The 16,910-nt window shown below is 71.7% G+C and carries 20 protein-coding genes; 10 read left to right on the top strand and 10 right to left on the bottom strand.

Translation table 11 applies throughout. From position 1 onward, the window contains the following. Positions 1–38: 38 nt before the first annotated feature. The gene (locus ACGFIO_RS01795; protein WP_392820720.1) at positions 39–1,073 is read right to left on the bottom strand and encodes an SIS domain-containing protein; all 1,035 of its coding nucleotides are present in this window, start codon (positions 1,071–1,073) and stop codon (positions 39–41) included. Between the two features lie 234 nt (positions 1,074–1,307). Here ACGFIO_RS01795 and ACGFIO_RS01800 point away from each other — a divergent pair, with 234 nt between their 5' ends. Continuing rightward, entirely contained in the window at positions 1,308–2,912 is a 1,605-nt protein-coding gene (locus tag ACGFIO_RS01800; protein ID WP_392820722.1) for a tetratricopeptide repeat protein, read from the top strand. 6 nt (positions 2,913–2,918) lie between these two features. On the opposite strand, the gene ACGFIO_RS01805 is transcribed toward ACGFIO_RS01800, so the two are convergent. Further along, positions 2,919–3,137 carry a biotin/lipoyl-binding carrier protein gene (locus ACGFIO_RS01805; protein ID WP_392820725.1) on the bottom strand — a complete coding sequence of 73 codons (219 nt, stop codon included), beginning with the start codon at positions 3,135–3,137 and terminating at the stop codon, positions 2,919–2,921. Positions 3,138–3,226: 89 nt separating this feature from the next. Between ACGFIO_RS01805 and ACGFIO_RS01810 the strand changes: the two genes are divergently transcribed. Further along, on the top strand, positions 3,227–3,301 hold the full coding sequence (locus ACGFIO_RS01810; protein ID WP_369752275.1) for a 50S ribosomal protein bL37: 75 nt from the start codon (positions 3,227–3,229) through the stop codon (positions 3,299–3,301). A gap of 54 nt (positions 3,302–3,355) precedes the next feature. On the opposite strand, the gene rsrA is transcribed toward ACGFIO_RS01810, so the two are convergent. From rsrA to ACGFIO_RS01835, 5 genes are all read right to left on the bottom strand, one after another. Next, entirely contained in the window at positions 3,356–3,613 is a 258-nt protein-coding gene (rsrA, locus tag ACGFIO_RS01815; RefSeq protein ID WP_392822531.1) for a mycothiol system anti-sigma-R factor, read from the bottom strand. A 5-nt stretch (positions 3,614–3,618) separates the two neighbouring features. After that, on the bottom strand, positions 3,619–4,407 hold the full coding sequence (locus ACGFIO_RS01820) for a sigma-70 family RNA polymerase sigma factor (protein WP_392820728.1): 789 nt from the start codon (positions 4,405–4,407) through the stop codon (positions 3,619–3,621). A gap of 68 nt (positions 4,408–4,475) precedes the next feature. Then, on the bottom strand, positions 4,476–5,066 hold the full coding sequence (locus ACGFIO_RS01825; RefSeq protein WP_392820730.1) for an alpha/beta family hydrolase: 591 nt from the start codon (positions 5,064–5,066) through the stop codon (positions 4,476–4,478). Between the two features lie 12 nt (positions 5,067–5,078). Further along, entirely contained in the window at positions 5,079–5,474 is a 396-nt protein-coding gene (locus tag ACGFIO_RS01830) for a WhiB family transcriptional regulator (RefSeq protein ID WP_392820733.1), read from the bottom strand. 256 nt (positions 5,475–5,730) lie between these two features. After that, positions 5,731–6,402 (bottom strand): SOS response-associated peptidase, encoded by a 672-nt coding sequence (locus ACGFIO_RS01835; RefSeq protein WP_392820736.1) that lies wholly within the window; start codon positions 6,400–6,402, stop codon positions 5,731–5,733. A 120-nt stretch (positions 6,403–6,522) separates the two neighbouring features. On the opposite strand from ACGFIO_RS01835, the gene aroA reads away from it, so the two are divergent. The 6 genes from aroA (at position 6,523) to ACGFIO_RS01865 (ending at position 12,221) form a co-directional block, all read left to right on the top strand. Continuing rightward, positions 6,523–7,800 (top strand): 3-phosphoshikimate 1-carboxyvinyltransferase, encoded by a 1,278-nt coding sequence (gene aroA, locus ACGFIO_RS01840; RefSeq protein WP_392820738.1) that lies wholly within the window; start codon positions 6,523–6,525, stop codon positions 7,798–7,800. Beyond that, positions 7,787–8,908 (top strand): ribosome small subunit-dependent GTPase A, encoded by a 1,122-nt coding sequence (gene rsgA, locus ACGFIO_RS01845; RefSeq protein ID WP_392822533.1) that lies wholly within the window; start codon positions 7,787–7,789, stop codon positions 8,906–8,908. The genes aroA and rsgA overlap by 14 nt, the downstream gene beginning before the upstream one ends. 115 nt (positions 8,909–9,023) lie before the next feature. After that, positions 9,024–9,824 carry a histidinol-phosphatase gene (hisN, locus tag ACGFIO_RS01850; protein WP_392820741.1) on the top strand — a complete coding sequence of 267 codons (801 nt, stop codon included), beginning with the start codon at positions 9,024–9,026 and terminating at the stop codon, positions 9,822–9,824. Between the two features lie 63 nt (positions 9,825–9,887). After that, on the top strand, positions 9,888–10,763 hold the full coding sequence (locus ACGFIO_RS01855) for a hypothetical protein (RefSeq protein WP_392822535.1): 876 nt from the start codon (positions 9,888–9,890) through the stop codon (positions 10,761–10,763). A 147-nt stretch (positions 10,764–10,910) separates the two neighbouring features. Continuing rightward, entirely contained in the window at positions 10,911–11,654 is a 744-nt protein-coding gene (locus ACGFIO_RS01860) for an ATP-binding protein (RefSeq protein WP_392820744.1), read from the top strand. A 9-nt stretch (positions 11,655–11,663) separates the two neighbouring features. Then, positions 11,664–12,221: a DUF5709 domain-containing protein gene (locus tag ACGFIO_RS01865; RefSeq protein ID WP_392820746.1), complete on the top strand. Its 558-nt coding sequence runs from the start codon at positions 11,664–11,666 to the stop codon at positions 12,219–12,221. Between the two features lie 4 nt (positions 12,222–12,225). On the opposite strand, the gene ACGFIO_RS01870 is transcribed toward ACGFIO_RS01865, so the two are convergent. Both ACGFIO_RS01870 and macS read right to left on the bottom strand, forming a co-directional pair. Next, complete coding sequence (locus tag ACGFIO_RS01870) at positions 12,226–12,855, bottom strand: response regulator (RefSeq protein ID WP_392822536.1); 630 nt, start codon at positions 12,853–12,855, stop codon at positions 12,226–12,228. A 17-nt stretch (positions 12,856–12,872) separates the two neighbouring features. Further along, positions 12,873–13,997, bottom strand: a complete 1,125-nt coding sequence (macS, locus tag ACGFIO_RS01875; RefSeq protein WP_392820748.1) for a MacS family sensor histidine kinase — start codon at positions 13,995–13,997, stop codon at positions 12,873–12,875. Positions 13,998–14,057: 60 nt separating this feature from the next. Between macS and ACGFIO_RS01880 the strand changes: the two genes are divergently transcribed. After that, positions 14,058–14,450: an ATP-binding protein gene (locus tag ACGFIO_RS01880; RefSeq protein WP_392822538.1), complete on the top strand. Its 393-nt coding sequence runs from the start codon at positions 14,058–14,060 to the stop codon at positions 14,448–14,450. A 167-nt stretch (positions 14,451–14,617) separates the two neighbouring features. Continuing rightward, positions 14,618–15,604, top strand: a complete 987-nt coding sequence (locus tag ACGFIO_RS01885; RefSeq protein WP_392820750.1) for a carbohydrate-binding protein — start codon at positions 14,618–14,620, stop codon at positions 15,602–15,604. A 21-nt stretch (positions 15,605–15,625) separates the two neighbouring features. Here ACGFIO_RS01885 and ACGFIO_RS01890 read toward each other — a convergent pair whose 3' ends face one another. Next, positions 15,626–16,864: a chitosanase gene (locus tag ACGFIO_RS01890; protein ID WP_392820753.1), complete on the bottom strand. Its 1,239-nt coding sequence runs from the start codon at positions 16,862–16,864 to the stop codon at positions 15,626–15,628. Positions 16,865–16,910: the final 46 nt, after the last annotated feature.

Consider the following 16,910-nt stretch of genomic DNA (forward strand, 5'->3'; position numbering starts at 1 on the left):
CCACCCGCGCCGCAGCAACGCGGGGGGCGGCGGACGGGCTACAGCGTCGAGGTGACCTTCTTGAGGCCGCGAGGCGCGTCAGGATCGCCGCCACGGGCCAGGGCCAGGGACAACGCGAGGCGCTGCAGCGGCAGGATGTCGAGCAGCGGCGCATAGCGCTCGTCCACCGGCGGCACCGCCAGCCGCCCCGATGCGCCGGTCACGTCGACCGGCCCGATGGTCACCACGTCGGCGCGTCGCTCGCCGAGCCGGTTCACCACGTCGCTCATCGCCTGCCCGCCCGGCCCGCCACCGACCACGGCCAGCACCGGCACGTCGGGGTCGGTCATCGCCAGCGGCCCGTGCAGCAGGTCGGCCCCGGAGAAGGCGAGCGCCGGCAGGTAGGACGTCTCCATCAGCTTCAGCGCCGTCTCGCGGGCGGTCGGGTACGCGTACCCGCGACCGGTTGTGACCATCCGGGAGGCGAACCGGTAGCGCTGGGCCAGGTCGTCGACGGTGCGGTCGGCCAGCACCTGCTCGGCCAGCGCGGGCAGTTCGCCGATGGCCTCGCGTTCGTCGGCCGGCAGCGTGCCGTCGCCGTTGCGGACGCCCTCGACCAGCAGCAGCAGGGCGAGGAGTTCGGCCGTGTACGTCTTGGTGGCGGCGACCGCCCGCTCGTGCCCGGCGCTCACGTCGAGGGACAGCTCGGCCGTGGTAGCCAGCACCGACCCGGGGTTGTTGGTGACCGCCAGGGTCAGGGCGCCGGTCTCCCGTGCCACCTTGAGCACCCCGGTCAGGTCGGGTGAGCCGCCGCTCTGGCTGACCCCGACCACGAGCGCGTCGGAGAGGTCGGGCCGGGCCCCGTAGAGCGTGATGGTGCTCGGCGAGGCGAGCCCGACCGGAATTCCCAGCCGGATCTCGGTCAGATAGGCGCCGTAGAGCGCGGCGTGGTCGGATGTCCCGCGGCCGACGAAGACGACCTGCCGCGGCCGGCGTTCGGCCACCTGCCGTGCGACCTCGGCGATCGCCGCCGCGTGCTCGCCCTCGAGCAGCCGGGCGTACCCCTCGGGCTGCTCCGCGATGTCCGCGGCCATGCCCGCGCCACGTTCCGCCACAACGTCCTCCCACCACCGCCGAGCGTTCCGAAGAACGCAAGATCTGCTTGCTCTATGCGCAATGTTGCACGGAACAGGGCTTCATCGCAACGTTTCGCGCAGCTGCACGCACTGACAAGGGACTGACATATCGAGGATCGTCGCCTAGGCTTCGCACCGTGGCGCGCTCGCGCGCAACTTGCACGACTTGGCACAAAGTTCCGGAGAGAGGGCATGGAGGAGTCCCGGCAGTCGGCCGACCGCGACCTGGCGCAGGCGCGGGCGGCGATCGAGCGCGGTGAAATGCGCCATGCCGCGGACCATCTGGCCGGGGCGATCGCGCAGGCGCCGACCCTGCCCGAGACCCATGAGCTGCTCAGCCGGCTGGCCGCCCGGTCCGGTGGCGCCCTCGAGCTCTTCCCGCTGGAGCAGAACGCGTTCGTCGGCACCGTCGTCGCCCGGGCCCATCTGCTGGCCGCGGCCGGCCGCCCCGAAGACGGATTGCCGCTGCTGTTCGCCGCGAGCGGGCACACGCCGGGTCGCGACTGGGCCGGCGTCCCCTGGGTCACCGACCCGTCGCTCGGTGTCAAGGTCGAGCCCGGACTGCTCGCCCGCAACGTCATGCAGCTGTGCACCGCGATCGGCGACCCCGACGCCGAGGCCGCCCGCTCGGTGCTGCGCCCCTATCTGACAGTGGTCCGGCACGCCATCGCCGCGCATCCCGAGCACGCTCTGCTGCTCGGCGCCGGTTCGGCCCTGGCCCGCCGGGTCGGCGAGCCCGAGACCGCCGTCGACTGGGCCCAGCGCGGGGCCCGGGCCCGGCCGTCCAAGCTGGCCGAGATCTGGCTCGGCTACGCCTATCGCAGCGCCGGCCGCGTCGGGGAGGCCTTGGCGGCGCTGCGCCGGGCCGTCACCCACGACCCCGAGGATCTGTCCGTGTACGCGGACATCGCCGCCACGCTGGCCGACGCCGGTCGCATGGACGACGCCCTAGCCTGGGTGGAGCGTGCGCTGGCCAAGGACCCGTCCTTCGACTGCGCCGTGCACACCGCTCATCGGCTCCGGTTCCGCGCCGACGGCCGGCTCAGCCACCTGGTCGACCTGGCCGATTTCGCCGCCGAGCACCCCGACGACACGCACGAGCACACCGACCTGGCCGAGTGCTGCGTCAACCAGCCCTGGCTGGGCGGCGTGCCGGAGGCCGCCCGCGGCACCGACGACCCGCGCCGCCGCGCCCCGTCGAGCGAGCCGCCCACCGCGGCCGCGGTCGAGCGGCTGCTGCGCGTCGCCCGGCCGGCCTGGCCGCATCCGCCGGCCGCCTACGACGCCGCGCTGGGCCTGGTCCTGGTCGAGCCCGAGCAGCTGCTGGCCCTCCTGGCCGACCCGCCCGGCAACACCGAGAACGATCGCCGCGCGGCCCTCGTCTGGGCCTGCCTCGGGCTGCTGCACCACGACACCGACGAGGGGTGGATGGGCTCGTCGCGCCGCCGCCGACTGGTCGAGCTGGCCGTGGGCGGCGCCGACGCGATCACCGAGGCGGCGATGTTCGCGCTGGTCGCGTACGCCTGGGTCGACCCGGCCGCCCGCACCGACGTGACCGGCCTGATCACCGGCCGGCTGATGAGCCTGGCCGGCCCGTCCCGCAAGAACCGCCCGCCGATCGCCTGGTCGGTGGCGCAGCTGGCGCTGGCCACGCCCGACCTGGCCGACGAGACCCGCGAGATGGCCGCCGCGGTGGCGAAGGCCGAGGAGGAGCGCAACCGCCCCCGCATCCCGCGTCAGCGCCCCCGCAAGCCCAAGAAGTCCCGCCGCCAGCTCCTCCGCTGGCTCACCCGCTGACCTGAGCTAACCCTCGATGACGGCGATCAGGTCGCCCTCCTGGACCACGTCACCCTCGTTCACAGCGAGTTGAGACACCGTGCCGTCCGATTCGGCCACGACCGGGATCTCCATTTTCATCGACTCGAGGATCACCAGCGTGTCGCCCTCGGCCACGGTCTGACCGGCGGCGGCCACGACCTTCCACACGTTGGCCACCATCTCGGCGCGGACTTCCTCAGCCATGGCTCTCCTTCATCCGTGGTGTCCGGTCCATCCCATCATGATCTGACCGGATGGGGCGACTACCATCGTCGGGTCGAGAGGAGTCAGTCATGGCGAAGAAGGCCCGCAAGAAGAAGGCTCGTAAGAAGAGCAGCGCGAACCACGGCAAGCGCCCGAACAGCTAGATACAGATCGAGCCCGGTCCTCTTGCTTGGACCGGGCTCGATGGTTTCCCGAACTCAGTATTCTTTCGAGACCTCGAGCAGCTTGGCGCGGAGGCGGGCGCGCAACTCGGCCGGGGCGGTCTCGTCCCCGCAGCACCGGCCGACCAGGGCCTTCACCTCGTACTCGATGTCGTACTCGTGGAAGCAGTCGGTGCAGTCGTCGATGTGCTGCTTGATCAGCGCACGCCGCGTCTCGCTGCACTCCAGGTCGAGGTAGAGGTACACCTCGGAGAGAACCGTGCCGCAGTCGGCCTTCTTCTCCTCGTCACCCATCTCGCTCACGCCTCCTGGGGTTCCGTCGCGGCCCGGGTGATGCCCCGGTCGGCGGCGTAGTTCTCCAACAGCCTGCGCAGGCTGCGCCGGCCACGGTGCAAACGGGACATCACCGTGCCGATCGGCGTACCCATGATGTCGGCGATCTCCTTGTAAGAAAACCCCTCGACATCGGCGAGATAGACGGCGAGCCGGAAATCTTCCGGCAGCGACTGCAGCGCCGACTTGATGTCGCTGTCCGGCAGGCGGTCGAGCGCCTCGGTCTCGGCCGAGCGCAGACCGACCGAACTGTGCGACTCGCTGGAGGCCAGCTGCCAGTCGGTGATCTCCTCGGTCGGCGCCTGCACGGGCTGACGCTGCTTCTTCCGGTACGAGTTGATGTATGTGTTGGTCAGAATGCGGTACAGCCAGGCCTTGAGGTTCGTACCCTCTTCGAACTGGTGGAATGCCGCATATGCCTTCAGGAACGTCTCCTGCACCAGGTCTTCCGCATCGGCCGGGTTGCGGGTCATCCGCAGGCCGGCGGCGTAGAGCTGGTCCACGAACGGCAGCGCGTCACGCTCGAAGCGCGCGCGGCGTTCGTCCGTACGTTCTCTCTGGGCCACTCGTTCCTCTCCCCTCGACCGCTGCGCCGAGGATACGGCTAGTGCCCCGGGAACCGGCTCGAAAACCGCGGGTGTGCTGACGCTCACCGTCTGCGTTTCCGCGGCCGGCCATTCCGGGGACCTCAACAGTGTCCGCACCCGGTTCACTTCCCGGCCGTCCCGATCGAGCTCAACCATTCCGGCTGGCACTGGCGTTCACCCCTTCCGACGTAGGGTCGTTCCGGGTGATGTAACGGCGGCGCACCGGCCGGCATTCCTTACTTGGCCCAGCCCTTCCCGACCAGCCACCGCAGCACGACCGCGCCCGTGCCGGCCAGGTCTTTGCGCAGGTCATGGGTGGCGCCGGGCCGCACCGCGACCTCGATCAAACCCGATGCGGTGGGTACGCCGAACGGATCGCGATCCCCGTTGACGATCAACGTCGGGAGGTCCTGGGGCAGCTCGCCGGCCCGCGACCGGTCGGGCTTGCCCGGCGGATGCAGTGGGAACGCCAGGCCGAGCACGCCCACCGCGCCGAGCTCCGTCGCGGTACGACAGGCGACCCTGGCCCCGCTGGACCGGCCGCCCACCACCAGCGGAAGACCTTGAGAGAGGACGCGTACACAAGCCGTCCAAGCCTCGTCCAACTGACCGGCCGGCGCCGGCGCACGACGCCCGGCCACCCGATAGGGCTGGGTGACCAGCGCGACCCGCACTCCCGCGGCGACCGCGACGTCGTGCACGCGGGTGAGATCCGGGGCGTGCACCCCACCGCCGGCACCGTGACCGAGGACCAGCAGACTGACGGGCGGACCGGCGGGGTCGGTGATCTCGACCTCCGCCGGCCCACGCGGCGTTTCTATGCGCACGGCCTCATTCTGCTAGCCGTTCAGCGGAATCAGCGTGAGCAGCTTGCGATCTTCCTCGTCCGGCCCGTCATCGACCGGATCACCGTTGGGCTGGACGCGCTCGCGCCAGGCGACCAGCATGGCGCGGCGTTCACGCGGCGTCGTACCGCCCCAGACGCCGTGACAGTCACCCACCTGCAGCGCCCAGGCCAGGCAGGCGCCCCGCACCTCGCAGCTGCCACAGAGCGTGACTGCGCCTTCGGTCGGCTCGTTCGGCGCCGGAAAGAACGTCTCCGGATCGACCTCGCGGCAGGCGCCGCGGATCCGCCAGGCCTCATCGGACCGGCGCTGCTCGATCGCCTCCAGCAGCCTCGGGTCGCGCCTGGCAATGGCGACCTCGTGCGGACGCGGCATACGTGCCCGTGTCATCAGCCCACCTCCCCCGTGGGACCGGTTCCACCCGTGGTGGGGTCTGTTCTGTCGACCGGCCGAGTGCTTGACAACCGCGCTCCCGGCCGGTCGACAGGACAGACCCCGGGCCCCCCACCCCGTGCAGAGGGCACCACAACCGGCACGGGTTTGTATCCCAAGACCCAAGATCGAGGCAAGGGTTCGTGTCGATCTCGAAACAAACTTCACAGTAAGTGGGCAGGACATATCCTGATCAATGCCCGCGAATCGGGAGTCAGAAGAGTGTCGGGATTTCCGGTTCTTGCACGTGCCGCGCAATCAATTGCGGGCCATTGTTGTGCACGTTCCCGACTTCGGCCCCGACCGGGCGAATCTCGATGAAGCCGAGCTCGTCCGCACCCATCGGGCGCACACTCGGCGCGTCACCCACGAGCCATTCCCCCCAGCGCTCCGGCGGAAGGATCAACGGCATTCGATGGTGTACGCCGGCCAGCCCGCCGACCGCCTCGGTAGTGATGATCGTGCTGGTCAGAACATCCCCGCGCCACATGCTCCAGAGCCCCGCGAAGGCCAGCACCGAGCCGTCGGCCGGAGTCATGAAATAGGGCTGCTTCCGCTGCCCGTCCCGCACCCATTCGAACCAGCCGTCGGCCGGCACCAGACAACGCCGCTGAGCGAACGAGGGCCCAAAAGCCGGCGAACTCGCCACCGTTTCCGCCCGCGCATTGATCATCCTCGATCCACTCCGCGGATCACCGGACCACGAGGGGATGAGCCCCCACTTTGCCCGATCCAGCACACGCCGTCGCTCCGCGACCCGCACCACCGGCACCGGATCCGTAGGCGCCACATTCCAGCTGGCGTCGAAGCCGTCGGTCACATCCTCGGCCTCGAAGAGCAGCGTGAGGTCGGCGTCGCTCCTGGTCGTCGCATACCGCCCGCACACACGAGCGACAGTACGCCTCCGCCGCCCTTCCATGGGGGCACCGAACCCCCACACCGGCCGCCCCTGGCGCTTCCCACCGCCCCCGCCGCCTGCGGACAGGGGACCCGGCAGAATGTCCGGGTGACCGCATGGACCGCCCCGCACGCTTCCGCCCCGGTGACCGCTTCCCTCCGGCTCCCCGGCTCCAAGTCGATGACCGCCCGCGCCCTGGTCCTCAGCGCCCTGGCCGACGCCCCTTCCCGGGTCGTCCGCCCGCTGCGCGCCAATGACACGACCCGCATGGCCGCCGGCCTCACCGCTCTGGGCGCGGTGGTGGACACCGCCGACGACGAGGTCTGGACGGTCACGCCGGGCCCGCTCCGGGGGCCGGCGACGATCGATGTGGGCCAGGCGGGGACGGTTATGCGGTTCGGGACTCCGCTCGCCGCTCTGGCCGACGGGACGGTCACGATCGACGGGGGCGCGCAGGCCCGGCGGCGGCCGTTGAAGCCCATTGTCGACACGTTGCGGGCGCTGGGGGTCGATCTGGATGCCGATGAGGTGAGTGGCGGGCTGCCGTTGACTGTCCGGGGGACGGGGCGGGTCGAGGGGGGCGAGGCGGTGATCGACGCCTCGGGGTCGAGTCAGTTCGTGTCGGGGCTGCTGCTGTCGGCGCCCCGGTTCAGCAAGGGGCTGGTGCTGCGGCATGAGGGGGCGCCGGTTCCGTCGGCGCCGCATCTGCGGATGACCACGCACATGTTGCGGGCGGCGGGGGCCTCGGTGGACGAGAGCGTGCCGGATGTGTGGGCGGTGGAGCCGGGTGTGCTGCGCGGGCGCGAGTGGGTGATCGAGCCGGATCTGTCGGGGGCGGCGCCGTTCTTCGCGGCGGCGCTGGTCACCGGTGGGGCGGTCACGCTGGCTGGGTGGCCGGCCGAGAGCTGGCAGCCGGTGGAACGGCTGGCCGAGTTGGTCGCGCTGATCGGTGGGTCGGCCGTGGTCGACGATCAAGGTCTGACGGTACGCGGGACAGGTGCGCTGCACGGCTTCGACGCCGATCTGTCGGAGGTCGGCGAGCTCACGCCGGTGCTGGCGGCGCTGGCCGCGCTGGCTGACGGGCCGTCGCGGCTGCGCGGGGTGGAGCACATCCGCAGCCACGAGACCGACCGGCTGGCCGCTTTGGCGACCGAGCTGGGCAAGGCGGGGGTACGGGTGACCGAGCACCGGGACGGCCTGGACATCACGCCGGCGCCGCTGCGGGCGGCCACCTGGGCGACCTACGACGATCACCGGATGGCGCACGCGGCGGCGGTGATCGGGCTCGCTGTCGAGGGCATCACCCTGGACGACGTAGCGTGTACCGCGAAGACGCTGCCCGAGTTCCCCGAGCTGTGGGAGGAGCTGACCACTGCCGGCTCGTAAGCGGGAGTACGACGAGGATGACGTCCGGATCCGCCCAGGCCGGTCGTCCCGGCCGCGTACCCGGACCCGGCCCAAGCACGAGGACGCGGTGGACGCCCTGGTGGTGACCGTGGACCGCGGCCGTTACGGCTGTGTGCGCGACGACGACGTTGACATCCTGGTGGCCATGCGGGCACGGGAGCTGGGCCGCAAGTCGGTGGTCGTGGGTGACCGGGTGGCGCTGGTCGGTGACACTTCGGGGGCGGCGGGGGCGCTGGCCCGGATCGTGCGGATCGCCGAGCGGACCTCGGTGCTTCGGCGTACGGCGGACGACGACGACACCACGCCGGAGGGCCGGCTCGAACGGGTCGTCGTGGCCAACGCCGACCAGCTGGTCATTGTGAGCGCGCTGGCCGATCCGCCGCCTCGGACCGGGTTCATCGACCGGTGTCTGGTGGCCGCCTACGACGCCGGCATCGAGCCGCTGCTCTGCCTGACGAAGGCCGACCTGGCCGGCCCGGAGCAGGTGCTCGACTACTACGCCGAGCTCGATCTGCCCTATGTCCTGTTGCGCCCGGACGCCGATCTGGCCGACCTGCGTACCCGGCTCGCGGGGCGGATGTCGGTGCTGGTCGGCCACTCCGGTGTGGGCAAGTCCACCCTGGTCAACCGTCTGGTGCCGGAGGCCTTGCGCGCGGTCGGGGTGGTCAGCGCGATCGGCAAGGGCCGCCACACGTCGACCAGTGCGGTGGCGCTGCGGTTGCCGGTGGTGGGCCGGCGCACGGGCTGGATCATCGACACTCCGGGCATCCGCAGCTTCGGTCTGGCCCACGTGAGCGCCGACAGTCTGTTGCACGGCTTCCCCGACCTGGTCGAGGGCACTTTCGACGACCAGCCCAACTGTGATCACACGACCCCGGACTGCGCCTTGGAGAAGTGGGTCGCCGAGGGCAAGGCCGACCCGCGCCGCCTGGCCTCCTACCGCCGCCTTCTGTCCTCCCGCGCCGGCGAGGAAGCCTCTCGTTCCGGCGAAGAGTCGTCCCGCTCCGGCGAAGGCGTAGAGGCCTCCCGCCCGGGCGAAAGCGAAAGCGCAGGCGAAGAGGCCTCCCGCTCGGGGGACGAGGGTTGAGAAAGAGTGACCACTCCCGCACGTGGAGCGAAGCGACCCTCGGCGGGAGCGACGGTCGGCACCACCCACCGAGCTACGACTTCACGCTCTTGAACTTGATCTTGAAGGGTTGACAATGGCCGGTTACGCGGACGATCTCGCGCTCGCCCACCTGCTCGCGGACACGGCCGACACCATCTCGATGGCGCGGTTCCGGGCGCTCGACCTGCGGGTGGAGTCCAAGCCCGACCTGACCCCGGTCTCCGACGCCGACACCGCGGTGGAGAAGGCGATCCGCGCCACGCTGGCCCGGGCCCGGCCGCGTGACGGCGTGCTCGGCGAGGAGTACGGCATGTCCGCCCCGGCCAAGGGGACGCGACACTGGGTGATCGACCCGATCGACGGCACCAAGAACTTCGTCCGCGGCGTACCGATCTGGGGGACGCTGATCGCGCTGATGGAGGGCGATGTGCCGGTGGCCGGGCTGGTCTCCGCCCCGGCGCTGGGCCGCCGGTGGTGGGGCGCGGTCGGTCACGGTGCGTACGCAGGAAGGCACCAGCGCGCCGCCAGCCGGATCATCGTCTCCAAGGTGAACCGGATGGCCGACGCCAGCTTCTGCTACTCCAGCCTGACCGGCTGGGCCGAGAGCGGCCGCCTGGAGCCGATGCTCGACATCATCCTGCAGGTGTGGCGCAGCCGGGCCTACGGCGACTTCTACGGCTACATGCTGCTGGCCGAGGGCGCCCTGGACGCGATGGTCGAGCCCGAGCTGTCGTTGTGGGACGTCGCCGCGCTCATCCCGATCGTCACCGAGGCCGGTGGCCGCTTCACCGATCTGGACGGTGTGCCGGGGCCGGGCGGGGGCAGCGCGATCGCCTCGAACGGCCTGCTGCACGACGAACTGCTGCGCCGCCTGACGGCGGAGAAGGACAGATAGCCGCTACCAGGCTGGTCTATCCTCGCTCAGGTGGTGACTCCGGGCTGGTTCTTCCTCGCTGCGATGATCGCGGGGTACGGGGTGGCCAACCTGTTGCAGTCGAAGGCGATCGCCCGCACCACCGTGCACCACACTTTCGATCCGGGGCTGCTGCTGCGGCTGGCCGGTCACCGCACCTATCTGCTCGGCATCGCCTGCCAGGTACTCGGCTTCGTCTTCGCCTTCCTGGCCCGCCGCGACCTGCCGCTGTTCCTGGTGCAGGCCAGCGTGGCGGCCGGGCTGGGGGTGACCGCGGTGCTGGGGGTGGTGATCCTCAAGTGGAGTCTGCCGCGGGCCGAGGTCGCGCTGCTCGGGTTGCTGCTCGGCGGCATCACCGCGCTGGTCCTGTCGGCCCAGCCCGCGCATTCGCGCCCGATCGGGACGGCGGGGCTGGTGGCGCTGGGCGTCGCGGTGGCGGTCTTCGCGGTGCTGGGCTTCTTCGCGGTACGCCTGCACGGCGCCCTGGGCTCGGTGGTGCTCGGTTCGCTGGCCGGTATCGCGTTCTCGGCCGCGGCGATCGCGGCCCGTCCGCTCGCGGGTGAACATTCGGTGGCCGGTTTCTTCACCAACCCGCTGCTCTATCTCCTGATCGCACATTCGATCATCGGTCAGCTGCTGCTCGGCCTGGCCATGCAGCGCGGGTCGACGACGGCGGCGGTGGCGGCCATGGACGCGGCCGGTGCGGTGCCGGCGGCGATCGTCGGGCTGCTGTTCCTGGGCGACCAGATCTCGCCGGGGCGGGAGTGGCTGGCCGGCGTCGGCTTCGTGGCCACGCTGGCGTCGGTGATCGGTTTGACCCGGTACGCCGAGCCGCAGCACCACCACGCCACCTCGGCCGCCCCGGCTCGGCCGGTCTCCCGGGGCAGCTCCAAGAGCACTGTTCCGGGTGTACGTGCATGAGGTTACGTCGAGCGGGTAACCGCTTGACCGTGGCGATCCCGCGCTTACCACGCCATTAGCCCATACCACTCAAATGGGACTAAATGGTCGTGGTGCGTCCGCTCCGAATATGCGTGGAGGAGCTGCCCTATGCACAATGGAGCGATCATGCCGAGCGAGGTTGCACACCTGGTGGACACCGATCAGACCTTTCCGGTGATCCGCCTCTCCGGGTTGCTCGATCCCGCGGCGACGCCGGCGGTCCGCTCGGCGCTGCTCGAGGTGCTCGCCGGCCAGCCCGAAGCCCTGATCGTGGACGTCGCGGGCCTGCGCCCAGCCGACGCCACCTCGGCCGGCGTGCTGGCCGAGGTGGCCGCCGAGAACGCCGAGTGGCCGGCCACCCGCATGGTCCTGGCCGCCACCGGCGCCACCGGCTGGGCCGGCAGCGGTCTGCCGATGTGGGACGACCGGGACGCCGCCCTGCACGCGCTCGGCCCGGCCCACCCGGACGACCGCCGCGAGCTGCTGCTGGAACCGGTGGTTGGGGCGGCCCGCCGCGCCCGCGAACTCGTCACCGCGGCGTGCGAGCGGTGGGACCTGACCGACCTGACCGGCTCGGCCCACATCGTGGTCACCGAGATGGTCAACAACGTGGTGGCGCACGCCCGGACGCCGATGGTCGTGCTGCTGTCCCGGCAGGGCGACGCGCTGCGGGTGGCGGTCCGCGACCACTCCGGCACCACGCCGCGCTTCACCGGGCCGGTGGCACCGACCTCGTACGGCGGCCGCGGTCTGCTGCTCATCGACTCGGTCGCCGACCGCTGGGGCAGCCTGACCGTCCCCGGCGGAAAGATCGTCTGGGCGCTGATGTCCGACGCCACGACCGGCATACCTGACCCCGCGCAGGGGTAGGTTTCGGTCATGCGTGACAACGACTACCCGGCCGAGGTGACCGACCCGGAGGCCTCCGGGTTGCCAGACACCGCGGACGACGATTCCAGCGCCTACGACGAGGTCGACAGCCCCCGCTGGGCCGACGGGGCCGACCCGTCGGCGCTGGCCGGTGTGGGCCCGGGCGGCTCCAACCGCTTCGGTGACACGGCCGAGGAGGCCCGGCAGGGCGAGGGCCTCGACCGGCGGCTGCGGCAGGAGGAGCCCGACTTCGGCGCCGAGGACCCGATCCCGCCGGCCCGGGATCCGTACGACGAGACCGTCGACAGCTCCGAGGAGCGCGGCCGGCTGGCCGACGAGTGGGGTGCGAGCCCGACGTCCGACCCGAACTCGCAGATCTCCCTGTACGACGACGGGCAGCTCGACGACGACACCCCGGGCACGGTCGGCCGGCTGGTCGCCCCGGACGAGGGTGGCGGCTTCGACGACGAGGAAGACAGCGTCGCCTACGACGCCGGGTCCGCCGGTGGCGGCGCCTCGGCCGAGGAGCTGGCCATCCACGAGACCAACCCGCCCAACTACCAGTAGCCGGTCACTCCAGGCCCTGCTCGATGGCATAGCGGGTGAGCTCCACCCGGTTGTGCAGCTGGAGCTTGCCCAGCGTGTTCTGCACGTGGTTCTGCACGGTGCGATGGCTGAGCACGAGCCGCTCGGCGATCTGCCGGTACGAGAGCCCCTTGGCCACCAGACGCAGCACCTCGGTCTCGCGTTCGGTCAGCCTGGGGGCGCCCGTGTCGGCGGACGGCGGCTGCCCGGCCAGTCGCCGGAACTCGCCCAGCACCAGGCCGGCCAGCCCGGGGGTGAAGACTGTGTCGCCGGCCGCGGTCCGGCCGACGGCGTCCAGGAACTCCTCGAGCGCGGCCGACTTGAGCAGATAACCGGTGGCGCCGGCCTTGACCGCGTCGAGGACGCTCTGCTGCTCGCCCGACGCCGACAGCATCAGCACGCGTACGCCCGGCACCGCCGCGCGCAACCCGTTGACCACCTCGACCCCGGAGATGTCGGGCAACTGGAGGTCGAGCACGACGACGTCGGGCCGCGCCGCCGCCGCGATGCGCACCGCCTGCCGGCCCTCGCCGGTCGTGGCGACCACGTCGTACCCGGCCGCGGTCAGGTCCCGGCTGACCCCTTCCCGCCACATCGGGTGGTCGTCCACCACCATCACGCGCACCGCTTCGCTCACCGGCCCACCTTAGGTAAGACCAGCTCGACCTCGGTGCCCGCCGGGCCGCTGGTCAGCGCCGTCCGGCCGCCGAGGGCCGCGACCCGGCCCCTGATCGACTGGGCCACGCCCAGCCGGCCCCGCGCCTCGGCCTCGGCCAGCCGGTCCGGGGCGATCCCGCACCCGTCGTCGCGCACGCTGACCGTCACCGCGCCGGGTTCGTCCTCGACCAGCACCCACGCCTTGGTGCCGGGCGGGCAGTGCCGGGCCACGTTGTCCAGCGCGGCGCCGACCGCCGCGGCCAGTTCGCGGGCCTCGTGTCCGGGCAGCGGCACGGGGCCGGCCGGCGCGGCCACCGACACGGTCGTCGACGCGTACCCGGACAGCAGCGTCACCAGGTCGAGGTTCCCGGCCGAAGCGGCCGCCGGACCGGTGACCAGCGCCCGCAGGGCGACCTCCTGCTCGCCGGCCAGCCGGGCCAGTTCCCCGGCCTCGCCGTCCAGTCCCGCCCCGCGCCGCTGGACCAGCGCCAGCACCTGCAGCACGGAGTCGTGGATGTCCCGGGCCAGCCGTTCCCGCTCCCGGGTGGCCGCTTCCAGCTCGATCGCCCGCTGCAGCCGGGCGTGCGCCTCCTCGGTGATCCGCACCAGGTAACCGACGGCGAACGCGGCCAGCAGCATCAGCACGGTGCCGGTGACCGCCTGGTTGCTGCGGGCCCGGATGAGCAGGTCGGTGGCGCCCATGGCCAGCGCGGCGACGATTCCGGCCCGGCGGCCACCGGACACCGCCCAGGCCAGCACCGGGGCGGTCTGCCAGGCCACGGCCAGCGTGGACGTGCCGGTCCGCAGGGCCTCCGGGCCGACGACCCAGAGGCTGACGGCCAGCACGGCCATGGTGACCAGCTGATCGGCGAGCAGCAGGGGCGGGCGACGGTTGGCCGGGCGGGCGTACGCGTAGGTGGTGACGACCGTCCACGTGGTCGACACGGCCAGGACCGGCCCGGCGAGCATCGGGCGCGCGTACCCGGAGACGTTGTTGATCACGAGGACGGCGACGTAGATCAGCGCCGCGATCCGGAACACCGAGATGGCCCGCCACAGCGGCGTCAGCGGGCTGCTCGGCCGGGACACCGCGACGCTCATGGGCCGACCATGCCACATCCGCGAGCTGCGGAATGATCAGCACGGCACTACGGTCGACGCATCGGCGCCGAGGTCCTTCTCTCCCAGAGTTTCGACCGTGGCCGGGTGACCGGCCTGCGGCACGCCGTCGCGTCCTGCGCCGGACAGGCCGGCCTGTCCGGGTCGCGGCTGGACGACTTCGTGGTCGCGGCCAACGAGCTGATGACCAACGCGGTACGCCATGGCGGCGGACTCGGTCACGTTGCGTTGTGGCGGGAGGCCGGGTCGGTGGTGTGCGAGGTGTCCGATCACGGGCGCGGAATCGTGGATCCGGCGCTTGACCATCCGCATCGCCCACAGGCCGGCGAACCGGGCGGCTGGGGCCTTTGGCTGGCCGCCGAACTGACCGATGACCTGCGGCTGAACACGAGTCCTGAAGGGACGACAGTTCGCATCTCGACCCGGTCTTCTTAAGGGAGCTTTAAGTCTCCGAAGCTGGCTTGCGCGGGGGACGGCCAATATCCGAAAGTTCTTCTGCCTTTCCAGAAGGCCGCCGAAAAGGAGGACCTTCGTCCATGCCCCCCAAGCGCCGCTTCGTCGCCCGTCACTCCGCTCCGTCTCGCACGGTGCGCACACGCTCCGTGATTACGCTCGCTGTCGCGGCCACCGGCCTCGCGACCGCCGTCTGGCTGCCCGGCCGCTTCGACCAGGCCGAGGCGACCACCCAGTCGCCCGAGCTGACCCAGGTCTTCGCGGACGAGTTCGACGGCGCCCGCGGCGACAACCCGGACGCCGGCAAGTGGTCGGTCGACGGCCGTGGCGTGCGCCTGGACGGCGACGGCAACGTGGCCATCTTCGCCCGGGCCGACCGGCGCGAGCAGCTGGCCGACGCCGGCGTGCAGAGCCGGTCGACGTTCCGGTCGGCGGCGGGCAAGGTCGAGGCGAGGGTACGGGTGGCCGACGGCGAGTCGGTGCGGTCGGTCTTCCAGTTGCTGGGGGCGGACGACTCCCGGCTCGACGTGATGGACAACCGGGGCAACCGGTCCAAGTTCCTGCACGGCGCCCTGGGCCGGGACGTCACCGGGCAGCTCGAGTCGCCGCAGTCGTTCGCGGCCGATTTCCACACGTACGCGGTCCGCTGGCAGCCCGGCCAGGTCGTCTGGACGGTCGACGACCGCGAGTTCCTCCGCACCGAGACCGACCTGGACCAGTCCTTCGCGGTGGCGCTCGAGGTCACCGCCGGCGCCGTCGACCGCGACACGACGGCCCGGCGCATGCTGGTCGACTTCGTGCGCGTTTCCACCGCCCGCGAGGACGAGGAGCAGCCGCCCCCGGCGGACGACCCCACCACGCCGCCGCCCGCCGAGGACCCCACCACGCCGCCGCCTTCCGAGGAGCCCAGCACCCCGCCGAGCGACGAGCCCAGCGCACCGCCGTCGGAGGAGCCCAGCGCACCGCCGTCGGAAGAGCCGAGCGCGCCCGCGGCCAAGGCCTGGGAGCCGTTCCAGCAGTTCAACGCGGGCGACCGGGTCACCTTCGACGGCGTGACGTATGAGGTGCTGGCCACCCACACGTCGTTGCCCGAGTGGGAGCCCCCGGCCGTACCGGAGCTGTTCAAGAAGATCTGACCGGCTCCCGGCCCGGTGTGATCACCGGATCGAGAAGGAGTCGCCGTAGACCCGCCAGGTCAGCGGCGTGTTCAGATCGAGGTCGGCGGCCTTGAGAAAGAGTCGCTGAGCGGTATCCACCCGGGTGGTGTCGCTGTGCGCCTCTTCGGTCTTCATCGCCCGCACCCGGGCGTCGAGGAACGCGTTCAGCCAGGTGATCTCGTCGCCGCCCGGCTTCGGCGGCTGGGCCGTACGCATCGCCGCCTCGCGGATCCCCCGCAGCCCGGACATCCCGTGCATGACCGCGGCGTCGTAGTAGGCGAACTGGCCCAGGGCGCGGAGCCCGTCGGCCCGGGCCAGCGTGACCGCCGGATCGAAGTACAGCCGGTCCCGCTCGTCCTCCTGGACCTTTTGCATGACCGGGTCGGTGGCCGCCTTCTTCCAGGCCCCCGGGAAGCCCGGGTCGAGGCCGGCGTGCGAGTCCGAGCCGTCGACCGTACGCAGCGCCGGCAGGTAGCGGGCGAGCAGGTTGCCGGGCTTGCGGCGGGAGTATTCCTCGACCACCTCGAGCATGTCGGAGGTGCCGGAGGTGAAGCCGACCAGCCCGCCGGTGTAGCCGCGGCCGTCGCCGATGTCCTCGATGTAGCCGTACTGCCCGCGCCAGTTCAGGCTGGAGTTCTCGGCCGACGAGACCAGCCGCTGGGCGAGTTCCTTGGGCCGGGGCTCGGTCAGCGGCGCAGCCTGGGCCGGCACGGTCCAGCCGGGGTCGGCGATCGTCCGGCTCTCGGGGGCCGGGCCGGGGCCGTACACCTGCACCTCGGCCAGTGAGTAGCCGGCGCCGGTTCCCCGCAGGGCCAGCACCCGCACGTAGCGGCCGGTCCCGTTGAGCCGCTTGAGGTCGTCGGTTCCGCCGTCACCGGCCCGCACCGACGCCAGATCGGTCCAGGCCGAGGCGTTCGACGACACCTGGACCCGGTACGTCGTCGCGTAAGCGTTGTCCCAGGTCAGGCGTACCCGATCGATCTTCACCGGCGCACCCAGATCGACCCGCAGCCACTGTGAACCAGCCACCGCCGGGGCCGCCCATCGGGTGGTCGGGTCCCCGTCGACCGCCGCCGTGGCACTGACCTCGGGGTTCTGCGCCGCCGAGGCCAGCACCGCACGGGAGCGGGAGAGCAGCACGTCGCTGGCGGCGTCCGCGGTGACCGTCACGACCAGCGGGACGGTCAGCAGCGCGGCCACGCCGGTGCCGAAAGCCACCGCGCCGGCTCTGATCCCCACGCCTTCCACGCTAGGGCGGGAGGAGCCGGTGCCGGTTCGATTCGGC

This window comes from Actinoplanes sp. NPDC049265 (assembly GCF_043197135.1).
In the GTDB taxonomy this organism is placed as follows: Bacteria; Actinomycetota; Actinomycetes; order Mycobacteriales; family Micromonosporaceae; genus Actinoplanes.

Bases quoted from the DNA above. Each gene is read 5' to 3' on its own strand.
- hisN (WP_392820741.1), top strand. From the start codon at position 9,024: ATGGCCGGTTACGCGGACGATCTCGCGCTCGCCCACCTGCTCGCGGAC.
- ACGFIO_RS01830 (WP_392820733.1), bottom strand. From the start codon at position 5,474: ATGACACGGGCACGTATGCCGCGTCCGCACGAGGTCGCCATTGCCAGG.
- ACGFIO_RS01870 (WP_392822536.1), bottom strand. From the start codon at position 12,855: ATGGTGGTGGACGACCACCCGATGTGGCGGGAAGGGGTCAGCCGGGAC.
- ACGFIO_RS01865 (WP_392820746.1), top strand. From the start codon at position 11,664: ATGCGTGACAACGACTACCCGGCCGAGGTGACCGACCCGGAGGCCTCC.
- ACGFIO_RS01805 (WP_392820725.1), bottom strand. From the start codon at position 3,137: ATGGCTGAGGAAGTCCGCGCCGAGATGGTGGCCAACGTGTGGAAGGTC.
- ACGFIO_RS01795 (WP_392820720.1), bottom strand. From the start codon at position 1,073: ATGGCCGCGGACATCGCGGAGCAGCCCGAGGGGTACGCCCGGCTGCTC.
- ACGFIO_RS01860 (WP_392820744.1), top strand. From the start codon at position 10,911: ATGCCGAGCGAGGTTGCACACCTGGTGGACACCGATCAGACCTTTCCG.
- ACGFIO_RS01800 (WP_392820722.1), top strand. From the start codon at position 1,308: ATGGAGGAGTCCCGGCAGTCGGCCGACCGCGACCTGGCGCAGGCGCGG.
- rsrA (WP_392822531.1), bottom strand. From the start codon at position 3,613: ATGGGTGACGAGGAGAAGAAGGCCGACTGCGGCACGGTTCTCTCCGAG.
- ACGFIO_RS01855 (WP_392822535.1), top strand. From the start codon at position 9,888: ATGATCGCGGGGTACGGGGTGGCCAACCTGTTGCAGTCGAAGGCGATC.
- macS (WP_392820748.1), bottom strand. From the start codon at position 13,997: ATGAGCGTCGCGGTGTCCCGGCCGAGCAGCCCGCTGACGCCGCTGTGG.